Genomic DNA, 6245 nt, shown 5'->3' with positions numbered 1-6245 from the left:
ATAAGTATCAAAGGTAAAACCAGGGTACACCGGATGGCTAATAAAGAGCTTAAAAGATTGCTGCATATGTGTGCATTATCTCTAATTCAACATAATGCGGAATTCAAAACATATTATAATAGAAAAAAGGATGAAGGGAAGCATAGCATGAGCATAATTAATGCTGTTAGAAACAAGATAGCACTAAGAGTTGCTGCAGTTATAAAAAATCAAGCCAGCTATAAAAATAACTATAATATGGCTGCTTAAAATTTGTTTTTATCATAACAATCATGCTGAATTTATTTCAGCATCTTTCCGGCAAAATTGACCCTGAACTAAATTCAGGGTGACGACACGAGTATTAAAACAGCAAAGATTATTTCTCTAGCCATTTATTTACTTCATCTTCCAATTCTGATTGCGTTACAAACAGACTATTATCAATCTGTTCTTGAGATGAAGTTATTTCCTCTTGTTATTCTTGGGAGAGCATAATAAAAAACTTTATCCTTTTGTAACACGTTTTGCCGAAATGAAATAAACGTATGGTGTTTTATTATTCTCAATAATTTTAACAATCTCGAGCCAATGCTTTATCATTACTTGGGTTTTGTCCCAATATTTATATCCCTTTGGCAATTTCAAAAAAAATGCACCGATGTTGTACTTAGTTAACAACGCTGATTGCTGCTTAGTAGAATAAATCCTTATATCCTGTGAAATAAAAACTCCAGCCTTTTTCCCCCAATCAGGAATCCATTCTTCATCTTTTATCCCTTTATAAAACTCTTTTTCAATAGATGTAACTTCTATACTATTGTTGAGTGGGTATTGCAGTTTATCTAAACCCTCAGCAAAGTATTTTGAAAGATTTTCATCTACTAAAACCTTTATCATGCCGCCTCTTTAATGGTAAATAATTCAATTGCACTTTGAATATCTATTTCCTTAAGATCATATAGCCTCGACAAAAAAGCTACAGTTTCCCCTGCATTATAGAGTTCGTAAAGTGTTTGAGCCAAGATATTAGTTTCCTCAATCACCGGCTGTCCAAATTGATGATGAGGGTCTACGATAATATGTTTTTCTTTTCCAAGAGGATAAAACCTTTCAGCTATATCTGTAGTGGAAAACTCAATTTTCTTACAAAACTGTTCAATTATTTGTTTAAAAACGGCCTGCCTTGTATTGTCTGCTTCAACAATGGTTCCATCTTTCATTGTAAATAATATACTTTTCCCATCAGAAAGTAATTTGGAAGAAGCAAAGGGGTATGCCGTATTCAATTGCTCAGCCATATCCTGATGAGCTTTAAAGATCCTGTTAGTGCTTATATTCAGCGCTCTTAATTGATAAAAAACATAAAATTCAATTAGAGTATAGAAATTTGTGGCCTTATCACGTCCCTCACCCCAAGAATATTTGTTGCTATTTTTTTTAGAAAATTTATTATCCCAAAATTCAGTCATCCATCGACGTACTTTCCCCACAGGTAGCTTTAGTATAAATGCTACTTCAGGAATTGTATAAATTCCTCCACCAAGTTGCTGATTTAGATTGTTTGATTCCATAACTTACAGACAACAAATATAATGCTAAAAATATTAGCTATCATATTAATTAGCCATTTTGTAAAGATAATTTTTTTATTGAAATACTAAAAAGCCAGCTTCCTTTCGAAATCTGGCTTTAAGAATTATAACCATTAAAAGTTTAATTAATTAGCTTTTTTCTGTTCTAATGTAAATTCATAAACTTTTGGATCGTATTTCATCATCGCGCCTGTAGCAGCATCAACAATAAATCCTGGAATAAACAAGAAATTTACTACAGATACCGCGTTAAATGTGGTTTGAGGATGAAATGTCTTGGTTTCATAACCATCAAGCTTTAAACTAATGGTTTGTCCGGTAAATCCTTTCTTTAAAGTTACAGCCATTGGTGTAACGCCTGTTTTAACACCATCTACTTCGATAGTAGCGGCAGGTGGGTTTGAATTGATTTGAACAGTTTGGGTGGTTCCCGTGAAAATAGTGGCGCAGCTCGATAGCAGCAGTGTCGCTGAAACAGCGGCAATGTTAAAAATTCTTTTCATTTGTGTGTGGTTGTGTGTGTGTTCTTACTCTTATGGCTTTTCAGTTACGCCCCGTTTTATATGGTTTCTGGACTCCATTTTTAAGTTTATTGATCATTAAGAAATGCCTACCAATTTCGAATTGACCGTCACTAAATATAGGTGTTAATTTGAGAATTAAAAATTTAGTTATAAAAAAAGCCCCAACATTTGTTGAGGCTTTAGCAATGCATAGCATATCTTGATTATAAATTTGCGCCGTGGCAGTTTTTGTATTTTTTACCGCTACCGCATGGGCAAGGTTCGTTTCTACCAACTGTTGCCTCCTTACGGATTGGTTGTTGTGGAACGGCCTCGCGTGTATCGCCAAACTCGATACCTGGCTCTTCTCTGCCAAATTCTTGTTTAGTAGTTTGCAACTTCGGTTGTTTTACCGGGGCTGGTGCCTCTCTAACCTGATCTGGTTCTTGCTGAACTGGAATGCCTCCTTTATACAAGAAACTCACTACCTCTTTATTTACCGCGTTAAGCATGTTTTTAAACAAGTTAAAAGCTTCCATTTTATAAATTACCAATGGATCTTTTTGTTCGTAAACTGCGTTTTGTACCGATTGTTTTAAATCGTCCATTTCGCGTAAATGCTCTTTCCAGCTATCATCGATTAAGGCTAAAACAATAGTTTTTTCAAATGAACGAACTACTTCTTTTCCTTTGTTATCGATTGCTTTCTTCAAATCAACCGCCACCTGAATACCACGGATACCATCGGTAAACGGAACCACGATCTGTTCGATGTGCTCGCCACGTTCTTGATAAACCTGAGTTAAAACTGGTAATGATTGTTGGATAATCGCTTCAGATTTACGTGCATAAAATGCTTCTGCTTCGTCAAATAACTTTTCAGTTAACTGAGGGATGCTGGTTGAAGTAAATTCTTTTTCGGTAATATCCGTATCTAAAGAGAAGTTTTTGATTACTTCCAGTTTGAAACCATCGTAATTTCCTTCTTGTTTATATTCGCTTACGATATCTTCAGCAACATCGAAAACCATATTGTTCATATCTACATCTAAACGCTCGCCAAATAAAGCATTTTTACGTTTAGCGTAAATTACGGTACGTTGCGAGTTCATCACATCATCGTACTCTAACAAACGTTTACGGATACCAAAGTTATTTTCTTCTACTTTCTTTTGTGCACGTTCAATAGATTTGGTAATCATAGAGTGCTGGATCACCTCACCATCTTCGATACCCATACGCACCATGATACCAGAGATACGCTCAGAACCAAATAAACGCATTAAGTTATCTTCTAATGAAACGAAGAATTGAGATGAACCTGGGTCGCCCTGACGACCAGCACGACCACGCAACTGTCTATCTACTCGGCGAGACTCGTGACGCTCAGTACCCACGATGGCTAAACCGCCAGCTTCCTTAACACCTGCGCCCAATTTAATATCAGTACCACGACCAGCCATATTAGTTGCAATAGTTACGGTTCCCGCCTGGCCAGCTTCGGCAACAATATCAGCCTCTTTCTGGTGCATTTTAGCATTTAACACATTGTGTTTAATTCCACGAAGTTTAAGCATTCGGCTTAATAACTCTGAAATCTCTACCGATGTTGTACCCACCAATACCGGGCGACCAGCTTGTGTTTCTAATTGTCCTGTTTGAGGGTTAACCGCAGGGATTAATGCGCCTTTAGCATCAAGCTTAGGCACAGCCCTACCTGTTGGATCGTATTTGATTACCGGTTTGCCATCTTTTTGTTTAGGATTTCCTTCTTTATCCAGTTCGTATTCTGTTTCGTAATGAGAATATGGAAAAACAAGGAACTGAATTTCTGAAGCAACAGCGTTGTATTTCTCGCGAACAGTACGGTAAACGTAGTCCTGCTCATCTTTTCTAGAAATATTTCTGTTGGTTGGAATTTCTACTACGTCTAATTTATAGATCGACCAAAACTCGCCAGCTTCTGTTGTTGCTGTACCCGTCATACCGCAAAGTTTGTGGTACATACGGAAATAATTTTGCAAGGTTACGGTTGCATAAGTTTGCGTAGCATCCTCAACCTTTACATTTTCTTTAGCCTCAATTGCCTGGTGTAAACCGTCAGAGTAACGACGGCCATCCATAATACGACCCGTTTGCTCATCAACAATTTTAATCTTTCCTTCATCGATGATGTACTCTACATCAATTTCGAATAAAGTATAAGCTTTTAACAACTGGTTAACCGAGTGGATCCGTTCTGCTTTAACAGAATAATCGCGCATTAAAGCATCTTTTTGAACTACCTTTTCTTCTAAAGGCAGATCCGATTTCTCTAATTCCGCTACTTCAGTACCCACATCAGGCAATACGAAGAAATGTGGATCTTCACCTGATTGGGTAATCAGTTCGATACCTTTTTCGGTTAATTCAACCTGGTTATTTTTCTCATCGATATAGAAATACAATTCAGAATCTACCTTCGGCATATTCTTAGATTGATCTGCCATATAGTGGTTTTCGGTCTTCAACAACAAACCACGAACACCGCTTTCACTTAAAAATTTAATTAAGGCTTTGTTTTTCGGCAAACCACGGTATGCACGCAATAAAGCTAAACCACCTTCACCTTCTTCGGTTCCGCTGTTGCCTGCGTTGATTAATTTTTTCGCTTCGTTTAATGCTTGCGTTACATAAGCTTTCTGTGCATTAACTAAACGTTCGATACGTGGCTTTAATTCATAAAACTCATGTTCATCGCCTCGTGGAATGGGGCCAGAAATGATCAAAGGCGTACGGGCATCATCAATCAAAACTGAATCGACCTCATCTACCATTGCAAAATGCTGCTTGCGCTGCACCAATTGATCAGGTGTTTGCGACATATTGTCACGCAGGTAATCAAACCCGAATTCATTATTGGTTCCGTAAGTAATATCTGCAGCATAAGCTTTTCTTCTTTCTTCGGAGTTTGGCTCATGTTTATCAATACAATCAACACTTAAACCATGGAATTCGAATAAAGGACCATTCCACTCACTATCACGACGGGCCAGGTAATCATTCACCGTAACGATGTGAACACCTTGTCCGGCCAATGCATTTAAATAAGCCGGCAATGTACTTACCAGGGTTTTACCCTCACCAGTAGCCATTTCGGCAATTTTACCGCTGTGTAATACAACACCACCAATTAATTGCACATCGTAATGTACCATGTTCCAGGCTACTTCAGTTCCTGCGGCATCCCATTTATTAGCCCATTGCGCCTTATCGCCAACAATTTTAACATTGTTTTTTCTTGCAGCGTAATCTCTATCGAACTGGGTTGCGGTAACCTCTAAATAATCGTTTTCGCTTAAACGACGAGAAGTTTCTTTAATTACAGCAAATGCTTCCGGAAGGATTTCTAAAAGTACTTTTTCTAATTCTGTATCGCGGTCTTTACCTAAGGCATCAACCTGATCATAAATAGCTGTTTTTTGGTGAAGATCTAAATCTTCATTCTCTGCATCAGCTTTTAGTGCTGAAATTTTCTCATCAATATCGGTTAAAAAAGCAGAAATCTTGTCTTTAAATTCTATGGTTTTACCACGTAACTCGTCGTTGCTAAGCGCAGACAGTTTACTGTAGTGTTCGTTAATTTTAACAACCAATGGCTGGATAGCCTTTATATCTCTTTCTGATTTACTTCCGAAAACCTTCGCTAAAAATCCTAACATTATAATATTTTAAATCGTATTTATTATTAAAAAATGGTGTGTCACAACAACCAAGCCATTGTCTTTCTTAAGTCAGTTTGGCAGTTGCTGGTATAAATGAGGCTCAAAACCTCTTAAAAGATCTTGTAGAAGAGAAAACTAGGGGCTATTATTCTTAGGTTTTTTCCTGATGGTTAAATCAGCAATTACCTGATTTACGTTTACGTATTTTGCAACTTTTAATTGAGCTTGGGTGCCAATTAGCGCTAACTTGGTATACGATAATAAATAAGGATTACGGTCTTCGTTAAGTTGAACCGACTCTTTACCTGTTGCATTAACGCTGATATTATGCTCATTACAATATTCGTTTAATATTCTTAGCCCTTCAACACGTTCGGCTTTTGCCAAATGTGTTAAGCTAAAAAATACAAGCGATATGGTAACAAGGTGTTTCATTAATAGCGGCAAAGCTAGTTTTAATCTTT

The 6245-nt window shown here is 37.2% G+C and carries 6 protein-coding genes; 1 reads left to right on the top strand and 5 read right to left on the bottom strand.

Translation table 11 applies throughout. The features are described from left to right. A partial coding sequence (locus tag EZ456_RS20425; protein ID WP_205945001.1) for a transposase occupies nucleotides 1-249 on the top strand: 249 nt, incomplete at its 5' end. 237 nt (nucleotides 250-486) lie between these two features. Here EZ456_RS20425 and EZ456_RS20420 read toward each other — a convergent pair. The 5 genes from EZ456_RS20420 to EZ456_RS20400 form a co-directional block, all read right to left on the bottom strand. Further along, nucleotides 487-879 (bottom strand): PIN-like domain-containing protein, encoded by a 393-nt coding sequence (locus EZ456_RS20420; protein WP_131533346.1) that lies wholly within the window; start codon nucleotides 877-879, stop codon nucleotides 487-489. Beyond that, nucleotides 876-1553, bottom strand: a complete 678-nt coding sequence (locus tag EZ456_RS20415) for a DUF433 domain-containing protein (RefSeq protein WP_131533345.1) — start codon at nucleotides 1551-1553, stop codon at nucleotides 876-878. The genes EZ456_RS20420 and EZ456_RS20415 overlap by 4 nt, the downstream gene beginning before the upstream one ends. Before the next feature lie 146 nt (nucleotides 1554-1699). Next, on the bottom strand, nucleotides 1700-2077 hold the full coding sequence (locus EZ456_RS20410; protein WP_131533344.1) for a PEGA domain-containing protein: 378 nt from the start codon (nucleotides 2075-2077) through the stop codon (nucleotides 1700-1702). 224 nt (nucleotides 2078-2301) lie between these two features. Further along, a complete protein-coding gene (locus EZ456_RS20405) occupies nucleotides 2302-5778 on the bottom strand; it encodes a preprotein translocase subunit SecA (protein ID WP_131533342.1) in 3477 nt (1158 codons plus the stop codon). Nucleotides 5779-5916: 138 nt separating this feature from the next. Next, the gene (locus EZ456_RS20400) at nucleotides 5917-6216 is read right to left on the bottom strand and encodes a hypothetical protein (RefSeq protein WP_131533340.1); all 300 of its coding nucleotides are present in this window, start codon (nucleotides 6214-6216) and stop codon (nucleotides 5917-5919) included. Nucleotides 6217-6245 lie beyond the last annotated feature (29 nt).

It is taken from the genome of Pedobacter psychrodurus, from assembly GCF_004331735.1.
Classification (GTDB): domain Bacteria; phylum Bacteroidota; class Bacteroidia; order Sphingobacteriales; family Sphingobacteriaceae; genus Pedobacter; species Pedobacter psychrodurus.
The sequence above is the reverse complement of the archived record's forward strand: the minus strand, read 5'-3'. Positions and strand labels throughout refer to the sequence as shown.